This window comes from Microbispora triticiradicis, assembly GCF_005864065.1.
Lineage (GTDB): Bacteria > Actinomycetota > Actinomycetes > Streptosporangiales > Streptosporangiaceae > Microbispora > Microbispora triticiradicis.
Map to the genome: position 1 here is coordinate 530,158 of NZ_VANP01000004.1, position 26,483 is coordinate 556,640.

Annotated in this window: 19 protein-coding genes; 12 read left to right on the top strand and 7 right to left on the bottom strand. The window is 71.9% G+C overall.

The window, feature by feature from the left end; all coding sequences use genetic code 11:
• Window positions 1-4 precede the first annotated feature (4 nt).
• Both FED44_RS13845 and FED44_RS13850 read left to right on the top strand, forming a co-directional pair.
• Complete coding sequence (locus FED44_RS13845; RefSeq protein WP_138460867.1) at window positions 5-625, top strand: HAD family hydrolase; 621 nt, start codon at window positions 5-7, stop codon at window positions 623-625.
• Window positions 626-634: 9 nt separating this feature from the next.
• A complete protein-coding gene (locus tag FED44_RS13850; protein ID WP_138460868.1) occupies window positions 635-1,357 on the top strand; it encodes a VOC family protein in 723 nt (240 codons plus the stop codon).
• A 37-nt stretch (window positions 1,358-1,394) separates the two neighbouring features.
• On the opposite strand, the gene FED44_RS13855 is transcribed toward FED44_RS13850, so the two are convergent.
• From FED44_RS13855 to FED44_RS13865, 3 genes are all read right to left on the bottom strand, one after another.
• The gene (locus FED44_RS13855; RefSeq protein WP_208758961.1) at window positions 1,395-1,970 is read right to left on the bottom strand and encodes an NADPH-dependent FMN reductase; all 576 of its coding nucleotides are present in this window, start codon (window positions 1,968-1,970) and stop codon (window positions 1,395-1,397) included.
• A 109-nt stretch (window positions 1,971-2,079) separates the two neighbouring features.
• The gene (locus tag FED44_RS13860) at window positions 2,080-2,418 is read right to left on the bottom strand and encodes a hypothetical protein (RefSeq protein WP_117408587.1); all 339 of its coding nucleotides are present in this window, start codon (window positions 2,416-2,418) and stop codon (window positions 2,080-2,082) included.
• Between the two features lie 193 nt (window positions 2,419-2,611).
• The gene (locus FED44_RS13865) at window positions 2,612-3,940 is read right to left on the bottom strand and encodes a pentapeptide repeat-containing protein (RefSeq protein ID WP_117408586.1); all 1,329 of its coding nucleotides are present in this window, start codon (window positions 3,938-3,940) and stop codon (window positions 2,612-2,614) included.
• A 341-nt stretch (window positions 3,941-4,281) separates the two neighbouring features.
• Here FED44_RS13865 and FED44_RS13870 point away from each other — a divergent pair, with 341 nt between their 5' ends.
• Entirely contained in the window at window positions 4,282-4,881 is a 600-nt protein-coding gene (locus FED44_RS13870) for a hypothetical protein (RefSeq protein WP_117408585.1), read from the top strand.
• A 142-nt stretch (window positions 4,882-5,023) separates the two neighbouring features.
• Window positions 5,024-5,671 (top strand): hypothetical protein, encoded by a 648-nt coding sequence (locus tag FED44_RS13875; RefSeq protein WP_138460870.1) that lies wholly within the window; start codon window positions 5,024-5,026, stop codon window positions 5,669-5,671.
• Between the two features lie 27 nt (window positions 5,672-5,698).
• Here the strand turns inward: FED44_RS13875 and FED44_RS13880 are convergent, their stop codons facing one another.
• On the bottom strand, window positions 5,699-6,838 hold the full coding sequence (locus tag FED44_RS13880; protein WP_138460871.1) for an acyl-CoA dehydrogenase family protein: 1,140 nt from the start codon (window positions 6,836-6,838) through the stop codon (window positions 5,699-5,701).
• Window positions 6,839-6,851: 13 nt separating this feature from the next.
• A complete protein-coding gene (locus FED44_RS13885; RefSeq protein WP_208758962.1) occupies window positions 6,852-10,298 on the bottom strand; it encodes an indolepyruvate ferredoxin oxidoreductase family protein in 3,447 nt (1,148 codons plus the stop codon).
• A 116-nt stretch (window positions 10,299-10,414) separates the two neighbouring features.
• Between FED44_RS13885 and FED44_RS13890 the strand changes: the two genes are divergently transcribed.
• Window positions 10,415-10,966, top strand: a complete 552-nt coding sequence (locus FED44_RS13890) for an Lrp/AsnC family transcriptional regulator (protein WP_244301906.1) — start codon at window positions 10,415-10,417, stop codon at window positions 10,964-10,966.
• Between the two features lie 22 nt (window positions 10,967-10,988).
• On the opposite strand, the gene FED44_RS13895 is transcribed toward FED44_RS13890, so the two are convergent.
• Window positions 10,989-12,485: a serine/threonine-protein kinase gene (locus tag FED44_RS13895; protein ID WP_138460872.1), complete on the bottom strand. Its 1,497-nt coding sequence runs from the start codon at window positions 12,483-12,485 to the stop codon at window positions 10,989-10,991.
• A gap of 620 nt (window positions 12,486-13,105) precedes the next feature.
• On the opposite strand from FED44_RS13895, the gene FED44_RS13900 reads away from it, so the two are divergent.
• Entirely contained in the window at window positions 13,106-13,924 is an 819-nt protein-coding gene (locus FED44_RS13900; protein ID WP_244301907.1) for a pectate lyase, read from the top strand.
• On the opposite strand, the gene FED44_RS13905 is transcribed toward FED44_RS13900, so the two are convergent.
• Window positions 13,915-14,385: an ACT domain-containing protein gene (locus FED44_RS13905; protein WP_138460873.1), complete on the bottom strand. Its 471-nt coding sequence runs from the start codon at window positions 14,383-14,385 to the stop codon at window positions 13,915-13,917. The two genes, FED44_RS13900 and FED44_RS13905, sit on opposite strands and share 10 nt — an antisense overlap.
• 141 nt (window positions 14,386-14,526) lie before the next feature.
• Between FED44_RS13905 and FED44_RS13910 the strand changes: the two genes are divergently transcribed.
• From FED44_RS13910 to FED44_RS13935, 6 genes are all read left to right on the top strand, one after another.
• Window positions 14,527-15,945 (top strand): family 43 glycosylhydrolase, encoded by a 1,419-nt coding sequence (locus tag FED44_RS13910; RefSeq protein WP_117409049.1) that lies wholly within the window; start codon window positions 14,527-14,529, stop codon window positions 15,943-15,945.
• A 210-nt stretch (window positions 15,946-16,155) separates the two neighbouring features.
• Window positions 16,156-17,628 (top strand): arabinofuranosidase catalytic domain-containing protein, encoded by a 1,473-nt coding sequence (locus FED44_RS37285; RefSeq protein WP_117409051.1) that lies wholly within the window; start codon window positions 16,156-16,158, stop codon window positions 17,626-17,628.
• Between the two features lie 379 nt (window positions 17,629-18,007).
• Complete coding sequence (locus FED44_RS13920) at window positions 18,008-19,774, top strand: thiamine pyrophosphate-dependent enzyme (protein WP_138460874.1); 1,767 nt, start codon at window positions 18,008-18,010, stop codon at window positions 19,772-19,774.
• Window positions 19,771-22,878: an FAD-binding and (Fe-S)-binding domain-containing protein gene (locus tag FED44_RS13925; RefSeq protein ID WP_138460875.1), complete on the top strand. Its 3,108-nt coding sequence runs from the start codon at window positions 19,771-19,773 to the stop codon at window positions 22,876-22,878. Before FED44_RS13920 ends, FED44_RS13925 begins: the two co-directional genes overlap by 4 nt.
• A 4-nt stretch (window positions 22,879-22,882) precedes the next feature.
• Window positions 22,883-23,986: an enolase C-terminal domain-like protein gene (locus FED44_RS13930; RefSeq protein WP_138460876.1), complete on the top strand. Its 1,104-nt coding sequence runs from the start codon at window positions 22,883-22,885 to the stop codon at window positions 23,984-23,986.
• 206 nt (window positions 23,987-24,192) lie between these two features.
• Window positions 24,193-26,469 (top strand): N-acetylmuramoyl-L-alanine amidase, encoded by a 2,277-nt coding sequence (locus FED44_RS13935; protein ID WP_208758963.1) that lies wholly within the window; start codon window positions 24,193-24,195, stop codon window positions 26,467-26,469.
• Window positions 26,470-26,483 lie beyond the last annotated feature (14 nt).

The following is a 26,483-nucleotide window of genomic DNA, read 5'->3' on the forward strand; positions in this document are numbered from 1 at the left end:
AAGCGTGGCGGGCAGACCACTCGACGCGGTGCTGTGCGACTTCGACGGCGTCCTGAAACTGCAGGACCTGGAGCAGCAGGCGGAGATCGAGCAGGCGTACGGGGTGGAGCCGGGGACGGTGGCCCGGGTGACCGGCGCTTCGGCGCTGGTGGTCCCCGCACTGACCGGGCTCGTGACCCGCGAGGAGTGGCTGGCGTCGGCCGTGCCCGTCCTCGCCGAGCTGGTGGGCTCGGCGGCGCGGGCGGGCGCGCTGATCGACGAGTGGGTCACGGCCCGCACCTGGGCCGACGAGGAGGTGCTGGCGCTGCTCACGCGGGCCCGCGCCCGCGTCCCCGTCGTGCTCGTCAGCAACGCGACCTCCGAGCTGGCCGCCCACCTGCGTGAGCTGGAGCTGCACGACGCCTTCGATCACGTGGTGAGCAGCTACGACGTGGGCGTGGTCAAGCCCGACCGGCGGATCTTCGAGATCGCCGTCGAGCACGCGGGCGCGCCCGCGGAGCGGTGCCTGTTCGTGGACGACCGGGCCGAGAACGTCGCGGCGGCAAGCGCCCTCGGCATGACCGGTGTCCACTACCGCGTGCCGGCGGACCTGGAGGCGGCGCTGCTCCCCCTGCTGGCGGACTAGGCTCCGCTCATGGTGCGCTGGATCGTGGCCTATGTCGACCGGCCCCGTGATCGGTTCGCGGCGGGCGCGGCGTTCTGGACCGCCGTCACCGGCACCGGGCTGTCGGCCCGCCGGGGCGGCGACGGAGAGTGGGCCACGCTGCTGCCGGAGGACGGCGACGCCTGCGTGAAGCTCCAGGCCGTATGCGACGGCGGCGGCGCCCACGTCGATCTGGAGGTGGACGACGTCCGCGCGGAGGTGGCCAGGGCCGTCGCGCTCGGCGCCGCCGTCGCGGCCGACCACGGCGACTGGGCCGTGCTCCGCTCCCCCGAGGGCAGGGCGTTCTGCCTCACGCCATGGAAGGGGGCGGCCCGGCGGCCGCCCGTGTTCGCCGCCACCCGCCTCGACCAGGTCTGCCTCGACATCGCCCCCGGCGCGTACGGCGAGGAGGTGGCGTTCTGGGCGGCGCTGACCGGATGGCCCCCGCTCAACGGCTCGCTGCCCGAGTTCACGGTGCTGCGAAGCCCGGACATGCCCGTACGCCTCCTGCTGCAGCGGCTCGGCGACGGGCCGGGCCGCACCGCCCACGTCGACCTGGCCTGCGCCGATCCCGAGGCCGCCCGCGTACGGCACGAGCGGCACGGGGCGGCGTTCGTGGCGCGCGGGCGGCACTGGATCGTCATGCGCGACCCGGCCGGCGGGGTCTACTGCCTCACCGGACGAGACCCCGAGACCGGCTCCCTGCCCGGGTGACCACCCCCGGCTTGATTCCCGGCCGCGTTCCCGGGCGTCAGGCGGCGGGGCGCAGGTGCCGCAGCGCGGCGGCGAGCCGGGCGAGCTCGGCCAGCATCGCGTCCGCCGAGCTGTCCATCACGTCGTTGGACCGCAGGTCGCCCTCCGCGTCGACGAACCGGGTGACGAACGGGATCGAGACCGCCTCGGACACCGGCACCATCTTCAGCGTGGTGACGACCTGCTTGAGCATCTGCACCGCGCGCGTCCCGGCGGAGACCCCGCCGTAGCTGACGAACCCGACCGGCTTGTACTGCCACTCGTGGTGCAGGTAGTCGATGGCGTTCTTCAGCACCGCGTTGAAGCCGTAGTTGTACTCCGGGGTGACGAACACGAAGGCGTCGCCGCGTTCGATGGTCGCGCTCCACTCCTTGGTGTGCTGGTTGACGTACTGCCGCAGCCGGGGGTGGTGGGGCTCGTCCAGGAACGGGAGGTTCACCTCCGCCAGGTCGACGAGCTCGACCTCGAACGCGTCGTGCGCGACCGCGCGCTCCCGGAACCACCGCGCGACCGGCAGCCCCGTCCGCCCCGGTCGCGTGCTGGCGACGACGATCTGCAGAACCGGCTTCCCCACGATTCCCCCATTTAGCGATTTAAGGGATATAACGCCCACCACGGTACGCCGTGATCGGAACGGGCGCCGACCGGGTCTTCCCATCCCGGGAGGCCCGGTGTTCTGCGGGTTACCGGCCCGAGAACCGCTTCGCGACGTCGCGGGCCCATCGCGCGGCCTCGGCCGCCTGAGCCCCGGTCACGGGCGCGCCGGGCATCCCGCCCAGGCGCTCCACCTGCTCGGCGTAACGCAGGTGCTCCCGATGCGCGTGCTCGCGGCACGTGAGGCAGGTGACGCTCTCCGGACGAGGCGAGGTCATCGCGTACGGCACCTGGAGACCGCACCCGGTGGTGACGACGCTCGGCGCGTCGGGCGCGCGCCCCAGCGACGACGCAAGCAGACCGCGGTAGACGGCACCGGCCTGCATGACCTTCTGCTCGACATGGATGTGCGGGTCCGTCTCGGTCATCCGCCGCACGCACCTCCGTCCGCGTCGTCCAGGTATGAGGCTCCGGAGCGAGACTAACGCGTGGGCCCGGTGCCGCACGCGGCCGTCTTCAGCGGGCAAAGCGGCGGCCGACGACGCGGCGCCGGATCCGATTGTCGCCCTCGGAAGTCCGCATGATCTTGGCCGCACAAGTGGCGGGCATTGCCGATCGCCTTCAGAACTGCGTCGCCGAATCCACGGTGGCTACCGCTCGTATCTGCTTTTCGGTCATTCCCCGTACACCGTGCAGGTTGGCGCCGGTCAAGTCCGCACCGTCCAGGTGTGCCCCCCTGAGGTCTGCCCCGGCCAGATTCGCCCAGTGCAGTTTTCCCTGTTCAAGGGCCGCACCCCTCAGGTCCGCCCAACGTAGATCCGAGTAACTCAAGTCCGCGCCTTTCAGATTCGCGTCTCTCAGAAACGCCCCGCGCAGGTCCGCGTCCTCGAGGATCGCCCCGATCAGCATTGCGTCGTACAGGTCCGCGCCCATCAGCAGCGCCCCGCTCAGGTCGACGGTGGGGAAGTAGACGGCCTTCCCATTCGTGTCCGTCATGAACGAGTTGCTCAATGCCACGCGGCTTAGATCGGCTCGTGGGAAGCGCGCTCGCGAGAAGTCGGCATACGCGTCGAACGTGGTGTGGTCAGCGAGTGTGGGGGCGATGATGAGAGCTGCGTGTACATCGGCCCCTGGCCTGGTACGCGGCATCTCGGCGATGGCATCTCGGTCCGAAGCAGTGCAGTCCTTGGGAGGCTTCGCCTGTCCCGTTGCCAAGGTGCAGAAGTCGTGATTGCGAACGAAGGCTGCCAGCACATTGCGGATGGTGTCTTTGTCGCGGGGGGAGTCAGTGGCCAAGCGCTGGAGTGCGTAGATGCCGCCCAGGCGTACGTCCTGTTTGGTGGAGCCGAGTTGTTCGACGGCCTTGGTGTAGCGATCTGTGATCTGGCTTTCCTGGGCAGTTTCGACGGTACGGGCGGTGTACCAGAGGCCGAGTGCGGTGAAGGCGACGCCACCGATGACGACGAGGCCGGTGGCAGCCTGGATCAGAGTGTGGCGGGCGGCGTTGAGGGCTTCCACCCGCTCACTGGCGGTCATCTGCGTACGCTCGATTTCGGTGAGTGGCACACGTTCGCCGGACAGGTACCGAGCGGCGGGTCCGACCAGGAAGGCGATCGTCAGGGACGCCGTCGCGGCCAGAGCCAGGCCGGCCAGCGTCCAGCGCGCCCAATCCAGCGACAGCGGCGACAGGGCGCCCCACGCGGCGGCCGCGATGGCGGCCAGGAGCAGTGCCAGGAGGAGCGCTCGTAGTAGCCGCCGGCCGCGGCGCGCCGACGCGGACGCAGCCGCCGAGGAGAGATCCGGCGGAGACTCTTCCGCCGCGACAGGGAGACGCTGCGGGGGCCGCGCAGCGGTGCGTGCGGAGGCCAGGGCGGCACCCGCGACGGCGGATGCCAGGAGCGCAGCCGACGCCACCACCGTGCGCAGGACTCGAGACTGTCTGACCGTCATGCCCTCATTGCATCGCTCCACCACGAGGGTACGGGCGGAAACCGGCCACGAGGATGATGACGATTGCGTAGACCTACCGAGACGAGCATTCGAAACATAATGCGTCGGCGGCCGCGCAGGAACAGCCGGCCGCAATATCCGGAGGCACAAGCTGCGGCCTCACACGCTTACCTGGGAGAAGCCGAGCGGCAGGCAACGTGCCTACGCCCACATACAGTCCAGTTCGCACCATCGAGCCCGTGAGGCGATCGACCGGTGCATGCGTCGTCCCGGCTCGTGGCCGTCCGCATGATTTGGCCGATGATCCTTCCGGCGGCACGGCGACGGGGTCCAATTGAGGCATGAGCAATGACTCGGACGCCTCCTCCGGCCACCCGGCTTCCCCGCTCTCCAAGTACGGCAGGCGCCTCTTACAAGGCTTGTACAAGGCCGCGACTCTTTCTGCGATCGCATTGACCGTCGCCACCACCTATACGTTGATCGATCGGATTCCAGCTCCCGCGATCAACCCGCTGAGCCCTGTCTGGATCTTGACTGGTGCTCTCCTGTCGATGCCGTATGTCGCCCTCGGAGTTCTGGATCGGCTGCGACGTGGCCGGGACCGGCGACGACTCGACGCGGCCGCCGACGAGCCCGGCAAGCGGCTGAACGACCGGATCAGAGCAGTCAGCGACGCGTTCACCGAAGCGGCGACCCTGATGAACGAGCTCCAGCGCGATCTCAAAGCGCAGCAGGCGGCCCGCGAAACTCTCCTCACCGAAGCCCAACGGCAGCAGAAGCTTCTTGAAGTCGACAAGGAGCAGGCCGAGAAGATCCGGGAGATTCTGATCGGTGAGACAAAGGCCACCATTCGCGCCGAACGGCGCCAGCAGCTGCTGTTCTTCGCGCTCGGCCTGGTGGCGTCCGTGCCCATAGGCGTTCTCGTCAACTGGATCAGCTGAGCCGTGGAACCGGCTTCGGATCGGTACGGATATGCGGCGACAGGGCCACTGCCTGCGGTGCTGGCCGGAACAGGACACCGGCACCCCTTGATTACCTCTCCCCCGGTGAGAAGGTGGAGTCCCCGGATCGAAGAGGACAACGATGTCACACACTCACGCCCAGGGCTCTGACGCGCGAACCCAGGCGATCGTGCGGGAACTGGCCGTAGTCCACCAGCTCGCAGCGAAGGACCATCAGGTAGGGGAACCCGGGCTGTACTCCCGGATCATGGTGATCGTCGACGGGAACATCCCTTCCCAGGGCGACGATGAAAGCTGCTACCTGACCCCGGTCGCGGCGCCCAAGTCCGGCCAGGGCTACTACACCCTCACGAGGGCAGACGGTGCCGAACGTCCCGCGGAGATCAGCGTGGACGAGGCCAAGCTCTCGCAGCAGGACAGCGAGGTCACCACTCTGCTCGAGGCCTACGACTGGATGACCGGCCGGGGATTCAGCGTCGCCGCCCAGAGCATCCAGGTCATCCTGATCAGCAACATCGGGCCGTGCACGGGCTGCAAGGCCCGCCTCCGGATCTTCCAGGACGACCTCGTCGCCGCGGCGAAGGACGCCGGGAGCAACGTCCCCTTCACCGTCGAGAGCGTCTACGACACCCCCGAAGCCTCTCTGGACAGGACACGGGGCAGCAAGATCCCCACGACGTACGGGTATCCGGATGCGGTGAGGACGCCGTACGACATCTCCGGCCGGCAGGGCGCGTACTGGGTCTACAGGCTGCCCAGCCTCCAGTGACGGTGGCGCTTCGACCAGGTCGACGAGCTACCTGGCGAGGTGGCGGCTGATGACGAGGCGCTGGATCTGGTTGGTGCCCTCGAAGATCTGCATGATCTTGGCTTCGCGCATGTAGCGCTCGACCCGGAACTCGCGCGTGTAGCCGTACCCGCCGAAGACCTGGACCGCGTCGGTGGTGACCCGCATCGCGGTGTCGGTCGCGACCAGTTTGGCGACGCTGGCCTGCCTGCTGTACGGCAGCCCGGCGTCGCGGCGGCGGGCCGCGTCGACGTAGGTGGCGCGGGCGGCGTCGACCCCGGCGGCCATGTCGGCGAGCAGGAAGCCGAGCCCCTGATGGTCGATGATCTTCTTGCCGAACGTCTCGCGCTCCTTGGCGTACGCGACGGCCTCGTCGAGCGCGGCCTGGGCGAGCCCGGTCGCGCAGGCGGCGATGCCCAGCCTGCCGGAGTCGAGCGCCCCGAAGGCGATGGAGAGCCCCTGTCCCTCCGCGCCGATGAGCCGGTCCGCCTCGATCACCGCGCCGTCCCAGTGCGCGGTGGTGGTCGGGATGGCGTGCAGGCCCATCTTCTCCTCGGGGCGGCCGAACGTCAGGCCCTCGGCCGCGCCGGGCGCGAGGAAGCAGGAGACGCCGCGCGAGCCCGGGCCGGTGCGGGCGAACAGCGCGTAGAAGTCCGCCCGGCCGCCGTGCGTGATCCACGCCTTGGTGCCGGTGATCCGGTAGCCGCCCTCGGTCTTCTCGGCCCTGCAGGTCAGGGCGGCGGCGTCGGAGCCGGCCTGCGGCTCCGACAGGCTGTAGCCCCCGATCAGCCGCCCGGCCAGCATGTCCGGCAGCAGGCGCTCCCGCTGCTCCGCCGTGCCGTACTCCGCCAGGGGGAAGCAGGCCAGCGTGTGGACGCTGACCGCGACCGCGACGGCCGCCCACCGCGCCGCGAGTTCCTCGATGACCTGGAGATACACCTCGTACGGCTGGCCGCTCCCGCCGTACTCCTCCGGATAGGGCAGGCCGAGCAGCCCGGCGGAGCCGAGCGTGGCGAAGAGCCCCTCGGGATAGGTCTCGGCGCGCTCGTGCTCGTCGACGCGGCGGGCGAGCTCCTTGTCGGCGATCTCCCGGGTCAGCTCGATCAGGTCCCGGGCGTCCTGCCCGGGCAGCAGCCGCTCGACAGTCACCGTGCCTCCCCAATCACTGTGCCTCCACGGGTGACGGGTCGTCCAGCTGGGCGAGAAGGGTCGCGGCCCGGTCGCGGAACTCGGCCACCCTGGCGAGCTTGATGCCCTCGTAGCCACGGATCATGTCCGGCAGCGCGGCGATCTCGGCGACGGCGGCGGCGTTCGCCGGAGTGAGCCGGTCGAGGGCCCGCCGCACCAGCTCGCGGTACTCCCCGGGTAGCGTGCGCTCCACCCTGCGGACGGCGGCGTACCCGAACACGTCGGCAGCGGTGCCCCGCAGCGCACGGGCGGCGCGCAGCCCGCGGAACACGACGCCGGCGGACCGGCGCAGCCTGATCTTCCGTTTCAGGCCCATCGCCCTGAGCAGCGGCGGATGCAGCAGCACCGACACGTCGGCGTCCGCGCCGAACTCCCGCTCGCGCCTGGCGCGCTCCACCGGGTCGAGGTGCAGCCGCGCGACCTCGTACTCGTCCTTGTACGCCAGCAGCTTGTGCAGCCCCCGGGCGTACGCGATCGCGATCCGGTCGCCCGCCTTCTCCCCCGCGCGCTCGGCGGCCAGGGCGGCCACCCGGCGCACCTCGCGGGCGTACGACCCGGCGTACCCGGCGTTCTGGTATCCGGTCAGGTCGGCGATTCGCAAGGACAGCGTGTCTTCCAGGGTCTCCTCCGCCGTCTCCTCCCGTGTCTCGTGCAGGGCCGCGGTCCCCGGGGTCGCGGCCCGGAACACTGCCCCGAACACGGCCTCGCGGTCCAGTACGGCGGCCCGGCCCCACCGGAAGGCGGCGAGGTTCGTCTCGACGGCGGCCCCGTTGAGCCCGATCGCCCGCTCGACGGCGTCCGCCGAGAGCGGCAGGCAGCCGTGCTGGTAGGCCGCGCCCACCAGCAGGAGGTTGGCGGGCATGTGGTCGCCGAACAGCGCGTCGGACAGCGCCCCCGCGTCCAGGTGGACGTTGCCGCCCGGCACGGTGGCCGACTCCAGGCGGGCGAGCGCGTCCTCAGGCCCGGGAAGCGCGGCGCGGCCGGTCAGCATGGCGGCGGTCGGCACGATCGCGGTGTTCACGACGGCGACCGTGCGTCCGGGCGAGGCGACGGCGAGGGTGCCGTCCGCGGCGGCGCCGAGCAGGTCGAAGCAGAGCAGGACGTCGGCCGCGCCCCGGGTGGCGCGCACCGAGCCCGTGATCGGGTGCGGGGAGATGCGCACGTCGCTGACGACCGGGCCGCCCTTCTGCGCCAGCCCGGTCTGGTCGAGCCCGGCGGCGTGCAGGCCGTCCAGGTGCGCGGCCATCTGGAGGATCTGTGAGACGGTGACCACGCCGGTGCCGCCGATGCCGGGCAGCCGCAGCAGAACCGGCCGCCCGGAGAACCTCGGCGCCGGCTCGGTCAGCGCGACCGGCGGCGCGGGCACCGCGTCCCGGACCCGCGGGCGGGGCTCGACGAGCAGGAACGAGGGGCAGTCGCCCTTGAGACAGCTCAGGTCGGAGTTGCACGACGCCTGGTGGATGCGGGTCTTGCGGCCGAACTCGGTCTCCACCGGCTGGACCGACAGGCAGGTGGACGCCTCGCCGCAGTCGCCGCAGCCCTCGCACACCCGCTCGTTCACCACCACCTTCGCCGTCGGCGTGGGCAGTTTGCCGCGTTTGCGCAGCCGCCGCTCCTCCGCCGCGCAGCGGTCGTCGTGGACCAGCACGGTCACCCCGTCGACCTCCGCGAGTTCCCGTTCCACCTCCTGGAGGTCGTCGCGGTGCCGTACGGACGCGATCGGCGCCAGCCGGACGCCGCGGTAGGTCTCCGGCTCGGGGGTGGTGACCACGATCCGGCGCACCCCCTCGGCGGCCAGCGACCGCGTGAGCGCGGGCACGTCGAGGCGGCCCTCGGCGCGCTGCCCGCCGGTCATCGCCACCGCGTCGTTGTAGAGCAGCTTGTACGTGATCGAGACGCCGGCGGCCACGGCGGCGCGGATCGCCAGCGAACCCGAGTGGTGGAAGGTGCCGTCGCCGAGGTTCTGCGTGAAGTGCCGGTCGGAGGTGAAGGGGGCCAGGCCGAACCACAGGGCGCCCTCGCCGCCCATCTGCGTCATGCCGACCTGCCTGCCGCGTCCCTCGGTGTGGAGCGCGACCATCGCGTGGCAGCCGATGCCCGGGCCGACCAGCGTGTCGCCGGAGGCGCGGGTGGAGATGTTGTGCGGGCAGCCCGAGCAGAAGTACGGCGTGCGGGCCGCCACCAGCGGCAGCAGGGGACGCACCGCGGGCCGGGCGGACAGGACCACCGCGCGGCGGGGCAGCCGCTCCTTGCCGAGGCAGACGGCGAGCGCTTCGGCGACGTCCTCGGCGGAGAGGGAGCCACGGGCCGTCAGCAGCCCGCGGCCGACGACGTCGGGCCGGTGATCGGTGTCGTACAACGCCTGCTTGAGATGGCCCTCCAGGAACGGCACCTTGTCCTCGACCACCAGCACCCGGTCGAGGCCCGCGGCCATGGCCGCGAGGTGGTCGTACGCGAGGGGGAACGGCATGGCGAGCCGGATGAGCCGCAGGCCGAGGTCGTCCATGGCGGTCTCGTCCAGGCCGAGGTCGGCGAGGGCGCGCAGGACCACCGCGTAGGAGGTGCCGGACGCGAGCACGCCTGTCGTGGCCCGCGGCGCCTCGTGCGTCACCCGGTTGAGGTCGTGGGCGCGGGCGTACTCGCGGGCCAGGTCGAGCCTGCGGGTGAGCATGTCGTGCTCGGCGTCGAGCGAGGCCGGGCCGACCAGCGTGGGCGGTGCGCCCCGGGGGGTGCGGTCCGGCACGGGGACGCCCTCGCGGAGCGGCCCGAGGCCGACGGTCGCCGAGGAGTCGGCGACGTCGGTTACGATCTTCATCCCGGCCCACAGCCCGGTGGCCCGCGACAGCGCCACGGCGTGCAGCCCAAGCTCGATGATCTCCGCGACGGATCCGGGGGCGAACAGCGGCATCGACAGGCTCTGGCACATCGGCTCGCACGTGCTGGGGACGGTCGACGACTTGCTGCCGGGGTCGTCGCCGATCCAGGCCACCGCGCCGCCGAGCGCCGCCGTCCCGGCCACGTTGCCGTGCCGGATCGCGTCCGCGGCGCGGTCGAGGCCGGGGTTCTTGCCGTACCAGAAGCCGGTCACGCCCTCGTGCCGGCGGCCCGGCAGCAGGTCGAGCAACTGCGTGCCGGCGACCGCCGTCGCCGCGAGCTCCTCGTTCAGCGCGGGTTTGGCCACCACGCCCGCCTCCGCCAGGAACCGCGCGGCCCGCGCCATCTCCAGGTCGACCCCGCCGAGCGGCGAGCCGGGATATCCGGAGACGAAGACCCGCGTGTCCAGGCCGCGTCCGGCGTCCAGGCGGCGCTGCTCAAGTGTCAGGCGGACCAGCGCCTGGACGCCCGACATCAGCACGGTGCCGCTCTCGGCGGCGTACCTGTCGTCGAGCGAGACGGGACGCGGAGACATGCTCACACTCACGCGAACCTCCTGGGCTACTGGGGGGTGACCCACAGCACAGCAATCTCCCGCCCCGTACGCAAGCACGACGCGGCAGACTGCGGCCACGACGCAAAACTATGAAGAATCGCTCTCATATGAGTACTGTTCTTTGCGTCGGTTACGGAGGTGGCCCCATCGCGGAGATAGACGAGATCGACCATCAGGTGCTACGCCTGCTGCGCGAGGACGGGCGCAGGACCTTCTCGGAGATGGCGGCCGAGATCGGCCTGTCGGTGGCCGCGGTGAAGCGGCGCGTCGACCGGCTGCGTGAGATCGGCGTCATCACGGGCTTCACCGTGCGGGTCGACTACGCCAAGCTGGGGTGGGGCATCGAGGCGTTCACCGAACTGCGGTATCCCGGCACGACCCCGGTCGCGAAGATCATCCGTACCGCCACGGACGTGCCCGAGGTGCAGGAGGTGTTCACGATCGCCGGCGATCCGGACGCGCTCATCCACGTCCGCGTCCGCGACCTCAGCCACCTTCAGCAGGTGATCGACCGGCTGCGCCGCGCCGGCGACGTGACCGGCACCAAGACCCTGCTGGTGCTCGGCTCCTGGACCCGCGACACCGGGTCGGCCACAGACACCCGGTCGGCCACAGACACCGGCCCGGCCGGAGAGCCCGGTCGCCGCCCTCCCCGCTGACGCCTCCGGAGCCCGGGAACGGTCAGTTCGGCCGGCCGCCGACGCCGCCGGCGTCGAGGAAGCTCGTCAGCGGGCCGTCGGCGAGGCGGCCGTCGCGGTGCGCCTTCTGAAGCTCGCGGACCAGGTCGTAGACGCGCCTCGCGCCCTTGTCCCCCCGGCCTCTGCCTCTGCCCCGGTCGTGGAGGAGGTCCCTGGCCGCCTTCCTGATCGTGTCGTGCGCCCGGCGGGCCAGCCCCTGCTCGATGCCGCCCCGGCTCTCCTGCTCCTGGACGGCGTGGTCGAACGCGGCGAGCCACTCCTGATATCCCCCGTAGACGCGGCGCACCGGGGTGGGCGCGGGCGTGGGCCTGCCGGACGCCCGCGGCGTCGCGGGCGTCGGGCGCGGCGAGGCGGTCCGCGTGGGGGTGGGCGAGGTCTCGGCGCGGGTGGTCGTCGCCGTGGGGGCGGCGGCCGTGGGCCCGCTCTGCCCTCCAGGTCCGGACAGCGCCGCCACCCCGATGACGATCACGGCCAGGCCCGCCACCGCCGCCCCCAGCCGGATGAGCGTCCGCCGCTCGGGCGACCCGCCCGCCGCCGGCGGCCCGGCCGGCCCACCCGGCGACGTCCCTCCGTACGGCGGCCCGCCGAAGGAGGGCACGTCCAGCAGCGCGGTGTCCCCCGCGCGGGCGCCGCCCCCGGCGGCGGGGGGCCTCGCGGCCGGGTGTGGGGCGGTGAGGGCGACGGCGGCAAGGACCTGGCGCGCGACCTCCGCTCCGGGGCGGGCGGCGGGGTCCTTGGCCAGCAGCGCCATGATCAGCCGCTCCAGCTCGGCGGGGATCTCCGGCCGATGCCGGCTCGGCGGCACCGGAGCCTGGTGGATGTGCCGGTACACCAGTTCCGGAGCCGACCCGGTGAACGGCGGGTGCCCGCACAGCAACTCGTAGCAGACGCACCCCAACGCGTAGAGGTCGCAGGCCGCCCCGGCGCCCCGGCCCTCGATCTGTTCGGGAGCCAGGTAGGCGGCGGTGCCGACGACGGCGCCCACCGCGGTGAGCTGCGCCGCCTCCGTCGCGACCTGCGCGACGCCGAAGTCGACCACCTTGAGCGCGCCGTTCGCCGTCCGATGCAGGTTGGCGGGCTTGACGTCCCGGTGCACGACCCCGGCGCGATGCGCGGCGTCCAGTCCAGCGGCGGCCTGGCTCGTCAGGTCGCACGCCTCCGCCACGGAGTATCGGCCCCGGTCGGCCAGTTCATCGGCCAGGCTGCGGCCGGTGAGCAGTTCCATCACCAGGTACGGCCGGGCGTCCTCCTCACCGACGTCCAGCACGGTCACCACGTTGGGGTGGACGATCCGGGCGGCGGCCCGGGCCTCGCGGGCGAAGCGCTCCCGTGACGCGACCCCGGCGACCTGCGGCGCGAGGATCTTGACCGCGACAGGGCGGTGGGCCCGCAGGTCCCGGCCCCGCCAGACCTCGCCCATCCCGCCCCGGCCGATCAGCCCCTCCAGCTCGTAACGACCGCCGAGCACGGACGGCACCACGTCCCGCACCTCCCAGCCTCGCGCACATGATCGGGAGCCAACCTATCCTCCCCGGAGGCCGGGAGAGAGCGCGTGCGGGCCCACCCTGGGACGGCGGCCCGGGCGGAGATCCCTGAAACTTCCAGAGGACCGGCCCGCGACGCGGGGCGGACCCGCCACCGCACACCGGTGGCCCGGCGCGCGCCGTACCAGTGCGGCTTCCGGGCCCGTCGCCCCGGCCCGTCGGCGCGCCGGGAGCGGCGGAGCGCACGAAGGCTTTCCGTGCCTTGACACCTTTCATGGTCGTTTTCACACTGTCCCGAGACGGCTCCCCTGCCTGGTCGGTGGTGGTGGCGGGGGTCGCCGGAAGTGGCACGCGTGCCGCGTCCGGCGACGCGGCGGGCCGTGGGTTTCACGTGCCTGGATCGTCATGTCCACGGCTCGATCAGTGTGAACCGGGCGGGAACGCCGCGCCGCGAGCACCGGAGGCGAACAGGTGACCGGATCCACGGATCCGTCGTTCCCCAGCCTGTTCCTCCATCTGCGTACGGGTCACACCCGCGAACAAGCCGACCGGGGAACCTCGGCCGGCACCACCGCACACGGCGGCCTCGCCTCCGTGTCCCTCACTGGAGTGTGCATTGACGACGTTCGCAAGACTCCGTACGGCGCTCGTCGCCGCCTCGGCGGCGGGGATGGCGCTGACGGCCGCTCCGGCCGGCGGCGCCTCAGCGTCGGCGGTGCCCGCCGCCGCCCCGGCCGCGGCGCGGCTGGCCTCCTGGCCGTCCCCGAGCGGCCAGCAGGCCGTCGGCGCCACGATCAACGTCTCGGGGACGTACGACGGGAAGCTCAAGCGCTACTACGGCACCGGCGCCCTCGGCTCCGGCGGTCAGCAGGAGGGCCAGTCACCGATCTTCAAGCTGGCCGACGGAGCCGTGCTGAAGAACGTCGTCCTCGGCTCCCCCGCCGCCGACGGCATCCACTGCACGGGCACCTGCACGCTGCAGAACGTGTGGTGGGAGGACGTCGGCGAGGACGCCGCGACCTTCAAGGGCACCTCGTCGTCGCAGACGATGACCGTCGACGGCGGCGGCGCGAGGGCGGCCAGCGACAAGGTCTTCCAGCACAACGGCCCGGGCACCATGGTCATCAAGAACTTCCAGGTGCAGAACTTCGGCAAGCTCTACCGGTCGTGCGGCAACTGCTCCAAGCAGTACAAGCGCAACGTCGTCATCCAGAACGTCACCGCGACGACGCCGGGCAAGGTCCTCGCCGGCATCAACACCAACTACGGCGACACGGCGCGCTTCTCGCAGATCACGATCGTGAACGACGGGAGCAGGAAGGTCGTCGTCTGCGACAAGTACAAGGGCGTGACCAGCGGGGAGCCGACGAGGATCGGCAGCGGCGCCGACGGCGTCAACTGCCTCTACTCGTCGTCGGACATCGTCTACCGGTAGACCCGGTCCGCGCCCTCCATGACGTCCGGTCCCGGCGGCGGCTCCCCTTCCCGCCGCCGGGGCCGGCCCGACCGTCGCGACAGGTCCTCCAGCAGGCGCACCGCCCGGGCGGCCTGCCGGTACGGCACGAAGAGGTGATCATGGTGGAAACCGGCGACGACGTTGCAGCTCAGGCCAGCCGCGGCGAGCTCCCGCGCGACGGCGGCGGTCAGCCCGACCGCGTCGAGCGCCGAGTGGACCCCCAGCGTGATCCACCCGGCGACGTAGTCGTACTTCAGTCCCGCCGCGTCGGCGTCCCGCTGCCGCACGACCAGCGTGAGCCCCTCGTCCTCGGCCACCGTGACGACGGGACGGAGCCCGGGCGGGATCTCGCCGTCGACGGTGGTGAACACGTAGCGCCCCGGATTCGGCCGCGGGCGCATCGTGGTCAGCAGTTCACGCAGGTCGGTCTCGCCGCTCACGATCAGCAGCCTACAAGCGCGCCTCACCGGGCCACCGGTCACGAGCACGAGCTCACGAGGCCACCAGGCGGTCCGGCCGCCGCACATGAGACTCCGGCACTCACGCATCAAAGTGTTAACGCTAACAGTGGGAGGTTTCCGATGAACGCCCGTTCACCGTGGCGCGGCGCCCTGGCGTCGGCGCTCACGTTGCTCCTGGCCCTGGGCCTCGGGCTCGTCCTGACCGGCCCGGCCCGGGCGGCGACGATCGACACGAACGCGTCGTACGTGCTGGTCAACCGCAACAGCGGCAAGGTCCTGGACGTCTACAACTGGGCCACCAACGACGGCGCGCCGCTGGTGCAGTACTCCCGCAACGACGGGGCCTGGCAGCAGTGGCAGTTCGTCGACTCCGGCGGCGGCTACTACCGCCTCAAGTCGCGCCACAGCGGCAAGGTCGTCGACATCTCTGGCCGCTCGACCGCCGACGGGGCCGACGTCATCCAGTACGCCGACAAGAACGCCACGAACCAGCAGTTCCGGGTCGTCGACACCGACAGCGGCTACGTCAAGCTCATCAACCGCAACAGCGGCAAGGCCCTCGAAGTCTGGGAGTGGTCCACCGCGGACGCCGGCCGCATCTCCCAGTACACCGACCTCAACGGCGCCAACCAGCAGTGGCAGCTCGTCAAGCTCGTCGCCTACCCCGACCCGGGCTACGTCACCGGTGACGTCGGCGCGCACGACCCCGAGGTGACCAAGAAGCCGGACGGCTCCTACCTGCTCGCGTACACCGGCGACAACATCGCGCTGAAAACCTCGACCGACCGGACCGCCTGGCGCAACGCGGGCGTCGCGTTCCCCGGCGGGGCCTCGTGGACCCATGCCTACACCAACGGCAGCAACACGCTGTGGGCGCCGGACATCACGTACCTCAACGGCAGGTACTACATGTACTACGCGGCCTCGACCTTCGGCTCCAACCACTCGGGGATCTTCCTGGCGACGAGCACGACCGGGGCATCGGGGTCGTGGACGAACCAGGGCCTGGTCATCGAGTCGAACACCTCGGACAACTGGAACGCCATCGACCCCAACCTCGTCGTCGACGACCAGGGCCGCTGGTGGCTCGACTTCGGCTCGTTCTGGTCGGGGATCAAGATGGTCCAGCTCGACCCGGCGACCGGAAAGCGGCTGAACAACACCGTGCTCAGCATCTCGGGCCGTAACGGCGGTGCGACCGAGGCGCCGTTCATCTACCGGCACGGCGGCTACTACTACCAGTTCGTCTCCTTCGACCTGTGCTGCAAGGGCGCGTCGAGCACGTACCGGATCATGGTGGGCCGCTCCGCCTCGGTCACCGGCCCGTACGTCGACCGCAACGGGACCGCGATGACCTCGGGAGGCGGCACGCAGGTGCTGGCCGGGCACGGGAGCATCCACGGCCCCGGCCACCAGGCCGTCCTCGCCGACAACGACGGAGACATCCTCTTCTACCACTGGTACGCCGACGACGGATCCTCACGCCTCGGCATCAACAAGCTCGGCTGGGACAGCGCGGGCTGGCCCTACGTCTACTGACCGACCGATCGCCGCGACGGCCGCGGTCGTGGAACTTTCGCCCCGGCCGGAAATCGGGCCTTGACGCGGGAGAGTCAGAAGTCAAAACTGAGCACCGATCCCCACACATGACTGTGAGGCGGCGGTTCACAGTTGTGAATGTTAGCGCTAACAAGGATGGTACGCACGTCAGCCAGAGTCACCCCCCACCAGAAAGGCACCAAGGTCATCATGATCTCCGCATTACGACGCCTGAAGACGGCATCGCTGGCCGCGGGCTCGGCGATCACGCTCACGGCCGGTCTGCTGGCCGGTCTCTCCGCACCGACGGAGGCCGCGACGCAGGGTCCGTGTGACATCTACGCCGCGGGCGGCACCCCGTGTGTCGCGGCGCACAGCACGACCCGCGCCCTGTACGCGAGCTACAACGGCCCGCTCTACCAGGTGCGCCGCTCCTCGGACAACACCACCCGGGACATCGGCGTGCTGAGCGCCGGAGGAGTCGCCAACGCCGCGACCCAGGACTCGTTCTGCGCCGGGACGACCTGCCTGATCACGATCATCTACGACCAGTCGGGCCGCAACAACCGGCTCACCCAGGCGCCTCCCGGCGGCTTCTCCGGCCCGGCGGCGGGCGGGTACGACAACCTCGCCAACGCGACCGCCGCGCCGATCACGGTCGGCGGCCAGAAGGCCTACGGCGTCTACGTCGCGCCCGGCACCGGCTACCGCAACAACGCCACCAACGGCGTCGCCAAGGGCGACCAGCCGGAGGGCATGTACGCCGTCTTCGACGGCACCCACTACAACGGCGGCTGCTGCTTCGACTACGGCAACGCCGAGACCAACAGCCGTGACAACGGCAACGGCACGATGGAGGCCATCTACTTCGGCAACATCAAGGTCTGGGGCTACGGCGCCGGCAACGGCCCGTGGATCATGGCCGACCTGGAGAACGGCCTGTTCTCCGGCGTCAACCAGAAGTACAACGCGGGCGACCCGAGCATCAGCCACCGCTTCCTGACGGCCATCATCAAGGGTGAGCCGAACCACTGGGCCATCCGCGGCGGCAACGCGCAGTCGGGAGGCCTGGGCACCTTCTACGACGGCGTGCGTCCCAACGTCGCGGGTTACAACCCCATGAAGAAGGAGGGGGCCATCATCCTCGGCATCGGGGGTGACAACAGCATCGGCGCCCGCGGCACCTTCTACGAGGGCGTGATGACCTCCGGCTACCCGACGGCGGCCACCGAGGACGCGGTGCAGGCGAACATCGTCGCCGCCGGCTACTCCACGTCGGGCGGCAACCCGGGCACCGGCCAGCAGATCGTCGGCGGCCAGTCGAACCGGTGCGTGGACGTGCCGAACAGCAGCACCACCAACGGCACCCAGGTGCAGCTGTGGGACTGCAACGGACAGACCAACCAGCGCTGGACCGCCACCTCCAGCAAGGAGCTCCAGGTGTACGGCAACAAGTGCCTCGACGCCTACGGGAAGGGCACGACCAACGGCACCCAGGTGGCCATCTGGGACTGCAACGGCGGAACCAACCAGCAGTGGAACGTCAACTCCAACGGCACGATCACCGGCGTGCAGTCGGGGCTGTGCCTCGACGCCAACTCGGCCGGCACCGCAAACGGCACGAAGCTCATCCTCTGGGCCTGCAACGGCGGAAACAACCAGCAGTGGAGCCTGCGCAACTGAGCCCCTGCCCGATCCGCGCGTGATCCGCGCATGACCTTCGGCCGGGTACCTTCCTGACCAGGCGTCCGGCCGTACGGCGGAGCCGCCCCCGCACCCGTGTGGGGGCGGCTCTCCCATGTTCCGGCGGCTTCCCCCACGACACCCGCGCGAAAAAAGTTGCATCAGGCAAAATGCCTGGTAAACGCGCCTTTCGCCGTCCGCAAAAGGCCGTGCCGCGAGGGTCGCGCCGTTTGGGAGGAGCGGCATCGGGAAGGGCGACCGGCGAGCCGCTCGAAGCCGCGGGACCTCGAAAGACCTCGACGCGGCGGGGCGCGGTGGCATGGCCGTCGCGGCCGCCGCCGGCCCGATCCGTCCACGGTCTACCCGAACGGAGAGGCAGATGACTGAGATCGTCGGTGAGAGCCTGGCCAGACGGCTGGTGGAATGGGGAGTCGACACGATCTTCGGGCTCCCCGGTGACGGCATCAACGGCCTGATGGAGGGCTTCCGGCGGCAACGGGAGAAGATCCGCTTCATCCTGGTCCACCACGAGGAGGCCGCCGCGTTCATGGCCACCGGCTACGCCAAGGCCACCGGCAGGCTCGGGGTGTGCGCCGCGACCTCCGGCCCCGGCGCGATCCACCTGCTCAACGGGCTGTACGACGCCAAGCTGGACCACGTCCCGGTGCTGGCGCTGACCGGAATGCAGGAGACCTCCGTCCTCGGCACCCACTACCAGCAGGAAGTGCATCTCGACCGGCTCTACCAGGACCTGGCCGCGTACAACCTGATGATCACCAACCCGCAGCAGATGCCGGGGGTGGTGGACCTCGCGATACGCAACGCGCTGACCAGACGGACGGTCTCCCATCTGACCTTCCCCAACGACATCCAGGTCGCCGCCGCGGCCGAGGACCCCTACCGGCACGTCGGCCCCGGCACCCCGCCGGCCAGCATGCCCAACCGCTCCGTGGCGCCGCTGCGGCCCGCCGAGGACGAACTGGCCCGCGCCGCCGACGTGCTGCGGCAGGGCGGCAAGATCGCCATGCTGGTCGGGGTCGGCGCCCGCCACGCCCGCGACGAGGTCCTGGCCGTCGCCGAGAAGCTCGCGAGCCCGATCGTGAAGACCCTGGCGGGCAAGTTCACGGTGCCCGACGACCACCCGCTGACCACCGGCGGGCTGGGCCTCCTCGGCACCGCGCCCAGCGAGGAGCTCATGGAGGAGTGCGACACGCTGTTCATGATCGGCACCTCCTTCCCGTACGGGAAGTATCTGCCGGCGGAGGGGCAGGCCCGGGTCGTGCAGATCGACGCCGACCCCACCCTGCTGGGCATCCGGAGGCCCACCGAGGCGCCGGTCGCCGCCGACGCGAAACTCGCCCTCCAGGCGCTGCTGCCGATGCTCGACGAGGCCAAGGACCGGTCGTTCCTGGAGAAGTACCAGCGGAAGATGGACGACTGGCGCTCGGACATGAAGGCGCTGCAGGACCCCTCCCGCGACCCCATCGCCCCGCAGTACCTCATGGGGTGCGTGGACGAGGCCGCGGCCGGCGACGCGATCCTGACCTGCGACTCGGGCACGATCGCCACCTGGGCCGCCCGGCACTGGACGATCCGCGGCGGCCGGGAGTTCTACCTGTCGGGCAACCTCGCCACGATGGCCCCCGGCCTGCCGTACGCGATCGGGATTCAGCACGCCTATCCGGGCCGGCAGGTGGTCGCCTTCGTCGGCGACGGCGGTTTCGCCATGCTCATGGCCGACTTCCTCACCGCCGTCCGGCACGGCCTGCCGATCAAGGTCGTCGTCAACAACAACAACTCCTACGGGCAGATCCTGTGGGAGCAGATCATCCTCGGCTACCCGGAGTACGCCGTACGCCACCAGCGGCCCGAGGCCGACTTCGCCGCCTGGGCCCGCGCCTGCGGGGCGTACGGAGCGAAGATCAAGGACCCCGGCGACCTGCCCGGCGCGATCCGCGAGGCGCTCGCCCACGACGGCCCCGCCCTGGTCGACTGCGACGTCGACCCCAACGAGCCGCCCATGCCCGGCAGGGTCAAGTACGACCAGGCCAAGCACTTCGCCGAGGCGTTCCTGCGCGGTCAGCCGCACAAGGCGAGCACGCTGGCCGCCGTCGCCCGCGACAAGATCAACGAGCTGTTGTCATGACGGAGACACTGCGCCTCCTGCCCGACCCCGTGACGGTCCCTCCCCAGCCCGGCGGCGGCCAGGTGGATCTCGCGGCGCTCGAACGCGACCTCAAGGAGGCGGTGGACGGCGAGGTCCGCTTCGACGCGACGATGCGCGGCGCCTACTCCACCGACGCGTCCAACTACCGCCAGGTGCCCCTCGGGGTGGTGGTCCCCCGTATGGTGGATGCGGCGGTGGCGGCGGTGGCGGTCTGCCGCCGGCACGGCGCGCCCCTGCTGTCCCGGGGCGGCGGCACCAGCCTCGCCGGGGAGTGCGTGAACACCGCCGTGGTGATCGACTGGTCCAAGCACTGCGACCGGCTGCTGGAGGTCGACCCGGAGAACCGCACCTGCCTGGTGGAGCCGGGCATCGTGCTGGACATCCTCAACGAGCGGCTGCTCGGCACCGGCCTGGAGTTCGGCCCGAGGCCCTCCACGCACAACCACTGCACGATCGGCGGGATGATCGGCAACAACTCCTGCGGGGCGACCGCCCAGCGGGCCGGCAAGGTCGTGGACAACATCGCCGAGATGGAGGTGCTCCTCTACGACGGCACCCGGATGTGGGTGGGCGAGACCGGCGACGAGGAGTACGCGGCGATCCAGCGGCAGGGCGGCCGGAAGGCCGAGGTCTACGCCCGGCTGCGGGCGCTGCGCGACGCCTACCTGGAGCCGATCCGCACCCGCTACCCGCGCATCCCGCGGCGGGTGTCCGGTTACAACCTCGACAGCCTGCTGCCCGAGAACCGCTTCAACGTGGCCCAGGCCCTGATCGGCTCCGAGGGCACCCTCGTCACGGTGCTGCGGGCCAGGCTGAAGCTGATCCCGGTGGTCAGGGCGTGCACCATGGCGTACGTGGCCTTCCCCGACATCGCCGCCGCCGGGGACGCCGTGCCGGCGGTCCTGCCGCACCGGCCGATCGCCCTGGAGGGCATCGACGACAAGCTGATCCGTTACCAGCGCGAGGTCCACCTCAATGCCGAGGCGCTGAAGAAGCTGCCGGAGGGCGGCGCGTGGCTGCTGATCCAGATGGGCGGCGAGGACAAGGACGACGCCGACCGCAGGGCCGAGGAGGTGCTGCGGTCGCTCGGCAGGCGGCGCGGCGACGCCGGCGTGGCCGTCTTCGACGACCCGAAGCTGGAAGAGCAGATGTGGCAGATCCGGGAGTCGGGACTCGGCGCGACGGCCCGCGTGCCCGGACTGCCCGACACCTGGCCGGGCTGGGAGGACTCCGCGGTCTCCCCCGACCGGCTGGGCGACTATCTGCGCGATCTCAATCAGCTGTTCGAGAGGTACGGCTACGGGCAGACCTCGGTCTACGGGCACTTCGGGCAGGGCTGCGTGCACTGCCGCATCCCGTTCGACCTCACGTCGGCCGAGGGGGTGGCGGCGTTCCGCTCCTTCCTGGAGGAGGCCGCCGACCTGGTCGTCGCGTACGGCGGGTCGTTCTCGGGCGAGCACGGCGACGGGCAGGCCCGCGCGGAACTGCTGCCGAAGATGTTCGGCGACGAACTCGTCGAGGCGTTCGGCCGGTTCAAGGCGATCTTCGACCCTGGCGACCGGATGAACCCCGGCAAGGTGGCCGCGCCGTACCCGCTCGACGACCTGCTGCGGCTGGGCGCCGACTACAACCACGGCGACGTGGCCACGCACTTCGGGTATCCCCACGACGGAGGCAGCTTCGGCCGCGCGGTGCTGCGGTGCGTCGGCGTGGGCAACTGCCGCCGTCACGAGGGCGGGGTGATGTGCCCGTCCTACATGGTCACCCGGGCCGAGGAGCACTCCACCCGTGGCCGGGCCCGGCTGCTGTTCGAGATGCTGGACGGCACGGCGCGGGGCGGCGCGGTGGCGCACGGCTGGCGGTCGCGGGCCGTCCACGAGGCGCTCGACCTGTGCCTGGCCTGCAAGGGCTGCAAGTCCGACTGCCCGGTCAACGTCGACATGGCGACGTACAAGGCGGAGTTCCTGTCCCACCACTACGAGGGGCGGCCGCGCCCGCGCGCCCACTACGCGATGGGGTGGCTGCCCGTGTGGGCGAGGCTCGCGGCGTACGCGCCGCGGGTGGCCAACGCGCTGTCGCACGCGCCGGGGACGGCCCGGCTGGCGAAGGCCGCCGCGGGGGTGGACCGGCGGCGGGAGCTGCCGCTGTTCGCGCCGCGGACCTTCCGGGAGTGGTTCGCGGGCCGCGAACCGGCCGGTGACGGGTCGCTCGGGGAGGTCGTGCTGTGGCCCGACACGTTCAGCGACCACTTCCACCCCGAGGTCGCGCGGGCGGCGGTCGAGGTGATGGAGTCGGCGGGGTGGCGGGTGCGCGTGCCGGACCGCTCCGTGTGCTGCGGCCTCACCTGGATCTCCACCGGCCAGCTCGCGACGGCCAAGAAGGTGCTGCGCCGTACGCTCGACGAACTGCGGCCGCATCTGCGGGCGGGCACGCTCGTGGTCGGCCTGGAGCCGAGCTGCACCGCCGTGTTCCGCGGCGACGCGCCGGAACTGTTCCCCGACGACGAGGACGTGCGGCGGCTCGCCGGCCACACGGTGACGCTCGCCGAACTGCTGCGCGACCGCACGCCGGGATGGAAGCCGCCGAGGGTGCCGCGCGAGGCGCTGGTGCAGGTGCACTGTCACCAGCACGCGGTCATGCGGCACCGGGCCGACGAGGCACTGCTCGACGCCGCCGGGGTGGACGCCGAGGTGCTCGACTCCGGCTGCTGCGGCCTGGCGGGGAACTTCGGGTTCGAGAAGGGGCACTACGAGGTGTCGGAGGCCTGCGCCGAACGGGTGCTGATGCCCGCCGTACGGCAGGCCGATCCCGCGACGGTGCTGCTCGCCGACGGGTTCAGCTGCCGTACGCAGATCGAGCAGGGCGACGCGGACGGCCGCCGCGCGATGCACCTGGCCGAGTTGCTGCGCGCCGGGCTGCGCGGCGACCGGGGGGACACGCCGTGCCCGGAGGAGACCTACGCCCTCCGGCCCGCGCCGCCCTCGGCGGCGGCCCGGGCCGCCGCGACCGCCGCCGCCGTCGCGACCGCCGCGGCCGTGGCGGGTGGCGCGCTGCTCGCGGGGCGGCGGCTGCTGCGGAGGTGAGCCGGTGACGACCGGGCCCGAAACGCCCGCACGGCTCAGCGCGCGGGCGTACACGATCCCGGCCGACTTCCCCGAGGCCGACGGGACGCTCGCGTGGACGAGCACGACGATCGTGGTCGTCCACGCGGGCGCCGGCGGCGTGCGCGGGCTCGGCTGGACCTACGGCCCCGCCGCCACCGCGTCGGTGGTGACGGACGTGCTGGCCCCCGCCGTCGCCGGTCTCGACTCGGACGACGTGCCGGGCGCGTGGACGGCGATGGCCCGCGCGATCCGCAACGCGGGACGGCCCGGGATCGCCGGGCTGGCGCTGTCGGCGGCCGACAACGCCCTGTGGGACCTCAAGGCGCGCCGGCACGGGCTGCCGCTGGCCCGCCTCCTCGGCGGGGCTCGCGCCGCCGTCCCGGTGTACGGCAGCGGCGGCTTCACCACCTACGACGCGGAACGGCAGCACCGGCAGCTCGCCCACTGGGCCCACGAACTGGGCATCCCCCGCGTCAAGATCAAGATCGGGGAGTCGTGGGGGCGGCGCCCCGGGCGGGACCTGGAACGCATGGCCGCCGCGCGGCGGACCATCGGCGACGACGCCGAGTTGTTCGTCGACGCCAACGGCGCCTACACCCGCAAGCAGGCCGTGCGGCTGCTGGACCGGGCCGCCGATCTCGACGTGCGGTGGTTCGAGGAGCCGGTCTCCTCCGACGACCTGCCGGGCCTCGGGCTCGTCCGCGATCTCGTGCGGGCCGACGTGACCGCCGGGGAGTACGGCTACGACCTCGTCTACTTCGCCCGCATGGCGCCGTACGTGGACTGCCTGCAGGTCGACGTCACCCGGTGCGGCGGGATCAGCGAGTTCCTGCGCGCGGCGGCCGTCGCCGCCGCCCACGGGCTGGAGGTCTCCGGGCACTGCGCCCCGCACCAGCACCTGGCGGTCGCGGCCGCGGTGCCGAACCTCCGGCATCTGGAGTGGTTCCACGACCACGTGCGGATCGAGAGCATGGTGTTCGACGGGGCCGCCTCGCCGGTGGGCGGCGAGGCGCCGGTCGACCGCGCCGGCCCTGGCAACGGGCTCACGTTCAGGGAGGAGACCGCCGCCCCCTGGCGTGTCGTCTGACCCCTTCCGGGACCGGTGGTCCCTGAAAAGGGATATTTCCTGACTCGGCGTTCCATACTCGGTTACGATCTTGGCGAGATTCCGCCAACCCGGTGACACGGCGTTACCCGTCCGGGATGTGCTTCACCCGGTCCGCCGCCGGCGGAGACCCGGCAGGAATCCGAGTATGAATCCCCGCAGGAACCCGGCAGGAAGAGGCTCGCCACGTGAGACGCGCGACCCGCAGCGCGGCCCTGGCCGTCGCGGCGCTGCTGCTGCCCGCCATGCCCCCGATGTCCCCGGTATCCGCGGCGCCCGCCTCCGCGACCGGCGCACAGTCCGGGGCGCAGGTCTCGTGCGCGGCGACGCTGTCCGCGCCCACCCGGGAGGCCGCCTTCGCCGCGGCGGCCCGGGACACCGGCGTGCCGGAGCCGCTGCTCAAGGCCGTCTCCTACATGCTCTCCCGGTGGGACGACCACTCGGGCCGGCCCAGCGCGGACGGCGGTTACGGCGTCTTCGACCTGAGCGACCGTACGCCCGGCCCGGGCACCGACGCGGACAAGGGCCGCGTGGCCGAGGCGAAGAGCCAGATCACGCGGGCGGCCGAGCTGACCGGGCTGACGGCCGACGCCCTCAGGCGCGTGCCGAACGCGGGTGTCTGCGGCGGCGCGGCGCTGCTCGCCTCCTACCAGCGCGAGAACCCGCGGCGGGACGGCCTCCGGAGCGGAGGCGGCGACCTGGCCGCCTGGCGGGACGCCGTCGGGCGTTTCGGCGCCGGGCACGACTTCGTCCGGCAGGTCTACCAGACCCTGCGCGGCGGCGAGAGCCGGGTCACGGCCGACGGCCAGACGGTGACGCTCCCCGCCGACGAGTCGGTCCCGCTCCCCCCGGCCGAGACCGCCGCCGCCCCTGACACCGGCTGCCCCGAGGATCTCGGCTGTGAGGCGATCCCCGCGCCGTACGCCAAGCTCACGCCCACCGATCCGGACAACACCACCAAGTACGGCAACCACGACATCGCCGATCGGACCGGGTCCGGCGGGCCGAAGCTGGACTACATCGTCATCCACGACACCGAGGGCTACTACGACCCTTCGGTGCGGCTCGTGCAGGACCCGGCGTACCTCGCGTGGAACTACACGATCCGCTCCTCCGACGGCCACGTCGCCCAGCACCTCGACCCGAAGGACGTGGGCTGGCACGCCGGCAACTGGTACGTCAACATGCATTCCATCGGCGTCGAGCATGAGGGCTTCGCCGGGGACGCGACCTGGTACACCGAGTCGGCGTACCAGACCTCGGCGACGCTGGTGAAGCACCTCGCCGCGACGTACGGCATCCCCCTCGACCGGGCGCACGTCATCGGCCACGACCAGGTGCCGGGCACCGTCGCGGGCGCGACCAAGAGCATGCACTGGGACCCGGGGCCGTACTGGGACTGGGACCACTACTTCGAGCTCCTCGGCGCGCCGATCGGCGGCGGCCGGGCGGCCACGACGCAGGTCTCGGCCGGCGACGTCGTGGAGGTCCGCACCGGATACCAGGACAATCGGCAGCCGCTCACCGGCTGCGCCGCGGCGTCGCCGCCCTCGCCGGAGTGCGTCCCGGGAGCGGGCACGAACTTCCTGCCGCTCCGACAGGCGCCGTCGGAGGACGCCCCGCTCGCCGCCGACCCCGGCTGGAAGCCCTCCGGTGAGGCCGGCACGACGTACGTGAGCGACGTCAGCGCGCGCGTCGTCTCCGGGCACAAGCTCGTCGTCGCGGAGGTGCGGGGCGACTGGCTGGGCGTGTGGTGGGCGGGTTCACTCGCCTGGCTGCACAACCCCGCCGACCGGCCCGTCGTGCTCCAGGCGGCGGCGAAGACGGTCACCGTGAAGGCGGGCGCGACCGGCCCCGCCGCCGTCTACGGCCGCGCCTATCCCGAATCGGCGGCCTACACCGGGACCGATGTCCCCGTGCAGGCGGTCTCGCCCCTGGAGTACACGATCCCCGCCGGGCAGACGTACGCGGTGAGCGACGACGACGTGGTGACGGACTACTACCGGGCGACGTCGTTCGACGGGTCGGCTCCGGGCGACCGCACCGACGTCACCGGCCAGGACCGGTACTACCAGCTCTGGTACGCCCACCGGCAGGTGTTCGTCCGGGCGGCCGACGTGGACCTGCACGACGCGCGGCCGTCCGCCCTGGTCAGCACGGCGCCCCCGGTGGTGCGCGGCGTCCCGTGGGTCGGCCGGCGGCTGACGGCCTCTCCCGGCGCGTGGACGCCCTCGCCGAAGAAGATCCGCTACCAGTGGCTGCGCGACGGCGCGAAGATCAGGGGCGCGACGGGGCGGGCCTACCACGTCACGGGCCGCGACCGCGGCACGCGGCTGTCCGTACGGGTGACGGCCTCGGCCCCCGGCTACGAGAGCGGTGCCGCCACGTCGGCGGCCACCGCCCCCGTCCGGTCCCCGTGGCACCGCCACCGCCACTCCCATCGTCACCAGCGCCACCACCGGTAGGCGGAGCCGCCGGG